3 protein-coding genes and 1 pseudogene are annotated in these 2,659 nt (G+C 37.4%); all 4 read left to right on the top strand.

What is annotated here, in order from left to right; all coding sequences use genetic code 11:
* Positions 1-389, top strand: a pseudogene (locus AC1DUW_RS25425) (hypothetical protein); the annotation flags it as partial.
* The gene (locus tag AC1DUW_RS25420; protein WP_053345204.1) at positions 389-1,018 is read left to right on the top strand and encodes a cytochrome (ubi)quinol oxidase subunit III; all 630 of its coding nucleotides are present in this window, start codon (positions 389-391) and stop codon (positions 1,016-1,018) included. The pseudogene AC1DUW_RS25425 and the gene AC1DUW_RS25420, both read left to right, overlap by 1 nt.
* Positions 1,019-1,021: 3 nt before the next feature.
* Complete coding sequence (gene ctaF, locus AC1DUW_RS25415) at positions 1,022-1,357, top strand: cytochrome c oxidase subunit IVB (protein WP_053345205.1); 336 nt, start codon at positions 1,022-1,024, stop codon at positions 1,355-1,357.
* A 150-nt stretch (positions 1,358-1,507) separates the two neighbouring features.
* Positions 1,508-2,410, top strand: coding sequence for a cytochrome c oxidase assembly factor CtaG (gene ctaG, locus AC1DUW_RS25410; protein ID WP_252430623.1), 903 nt, complete (start codon positions 1,508-1,510; stop codon positions 2,408-2,410).
* Positions 2,411-2,659 lie beyond the last annotated feature (249 nt).

Below are 2,659 nucleotides of genomic sequence, written 5' to 3'. Positions count from 1 at the left end.
GTGGTGGAGATGGTCGTACGCTTGAATGGGCAATTCCATCACCACCGCCATTTTATAATTTCAAACAACTTCCGCTTGTGCGTGGTTTAGATCCTTACTGGGTTGAAAAAATGGAAGGGAAAACGGAAATGACTCCTGCAGAACCACTTGGGGATATCCATATGCCAAATTCATCTATTCTTCCTCTAACGATTGCTTTCGGTTTATTTGTAGCCGCATTCGGTGCTTTATATAATATGGATGATAAGACATGGACCCTACCTATAATCATTGTTGGACTTTTGATTACATTTGGTTCAATGTTAATCCGTTCCGTTAAAGACGATCATGGATACCATATTCATAAAGAAGACCTTATGGACGATAAAGATAAGGGAGGTAAGGCATAATGCAATCAGATGAAAGATTCACGGATGCTACTTGGCCTGCTTCTCCCGAGAAAGCGACTTTAGAAGGTAAAAATAAGTATTTGGGATTCTGGTTGTTTCTTGGTGGAGAGACGGTATTATTCGCCTCACTATTTGCAACTTACCTTGCTTTAAAGGATAAAGTTCCAAATGGTGATGCAGCCCTAGCAAAAGATTTATTCGAATTACCACTTACTTTTGTTGCGACTATGCTGTTATTGACTAGTTCATTAACTAGTGTGTATGCAATGTATCATATGAAAAATAATCACTTTAAACAAATGCAGGCTTGGCTTGTGATTACGGTTGCACTTGGTTTTGCTTTCCTAGGTCTTGAGATTTATGAATTTAATCACTATGTTCATGAATATCATCATACTTTTACGAGTAGTGCGTTTGGCTCCGCTTTCTATACGTTAGTCGGCTTTCACGGAGGACACGTTGCTTTCGGTTTGATGTGGATCATTTCGCTGATGGTTCGTAATGCAAGAAGGGGCTTGAATTTATATAATGCGCCTAAATTTTATGTTGCGAGTCTATATTGGCATTTCATTGACGTAGTCTGGGTGTTTATCTTTACAGTCGTATACTTAATGGGAATGGTGGGATAACTGATGGCGAATGAACAATCAAATTCAGCGAACCCGAATGTCGATTTAAAATATCGCCGTAAGAAAAATGCTGAAGAGATGAAACATCAAGTGATATCATTTACACTTATGATTTTCTTTACATTAATTGCTTTTGCTGCAGTAGGAATTGAAGGATTTTCACATTGGTTCATTAAACCAGTCATTTTGCTACTGGCAGCCGTACAAGTGGTTTTCCAATTGTATTATTTTATGCATATGAAGCACAAAGGGCATGGTACTATTGCATTGTTTTTATTCTCTGGACTTGCAGTCGGCTTAATAACTGTTCTTGTTTTCACAACGATTGTTTGGTTATAAACCATAAAGAAAATCGGCTATTGATTAATAGCCGGTTTTCTTATGTCTTGTTCATTTGTTAGGAAAATAATCCAAGTTTATCTATATTTGTTACTAAGTTTTATTTTAGGTATAATGGAAGTAAGAAAAAGTTTATGACGAGGTGATTTTTTGTCTATTGATATTTTCGGCTTTCGTGCTTTGTGGAGTCCATACTATTTTGCCGCCCTCGTACTTATAACGGTTGGATATTTTTGGTTGGTGACAAAATACAGAGGGAAGTTTCCGGGTAGTTCATCGCTTTCCGTAAAGCAGGTAACTTATTTCTTAATAGCAATGTTCCTTCTTTATATGGTAAAGGGTTCCCCGCTGGATTTATTGAGTCATATCATGTTCAGTGCCCATATGTTTCAAATGGCTCTGCTTTACTTGGTGATTCCGCCATTATTTATCATTGCGATACCAGACTGGTTCTGGAGATCTTTCATAGGTTCAAGGGGAGTGAAACCGTTATTTCAGTATTTCACGAAACCCCTCGTGGCTCTTTTACTATTTAATGTCCTTTTCTCGTTGTACCATATCCCGTTAGTTTTTGACTTTATTAAAACGGGGATGTGGTTTCATGCTGGCTACACGGCGATCTTATTTACGACAGCAGTTCTGATGTGGTTTCCTCTTGTTAATCAACTTCCAGAACAAGAAAGTCTATCAGGTGTTAAAAAAGTAGCTTATATTTTTGGCAGTGGTATTTTAATGACACCAGCTTGTGCATTAATCATTTTTGCTGATTATCCGATGTATGATACGTTTACGAATGCTGAATCATGGGCCAGTGCGATGGAGCTTTGCGTGCCTGCTTCAGCATTGTCCAATTTATCACTCAGTGGTCCAGAAATGTTTAATGGGCTGCCGTTGCTTGAAGACCAGCAGCTTGGCGGGGTACTTATGAAGGTTATTCAAGAAATCGTTTTAGGATATGTTTTAGGAGTCATTTTCTTTGCATGGTTCAAAAAGGAAAATGGAGAGCAAAATGGGATCGATCCGATTCCTTCAGAATTTCAGACTGTAGAATAGTCGTATCATAAAGGACTTGTCTAGTAACGGACAAGTTTTTTATGATGTTATCGCCATTACGGTAATGCCTAACGAAGACTTTAATAGGGAAAAGTGGCCACCTTTTTTTAAAATCGTAAAAGCTAGTGATTAGTCTTAGCTTTTCTATAAAAGTGAGCATTCTGTTAATAATCTTTGATTTTATTGTATTTTATGATTACCTCTTATAAAATGGTAGTTGATTAATAAATATAGAGAGGACTACAATTC

Source organism: Peribacillus sp. P4_C12 (assembly GCF_056402095.1).
Note: the sequence above shows the minus strand (reverse complement) of the source record. Positions and strands in the feature narration are given on the sequence as shown.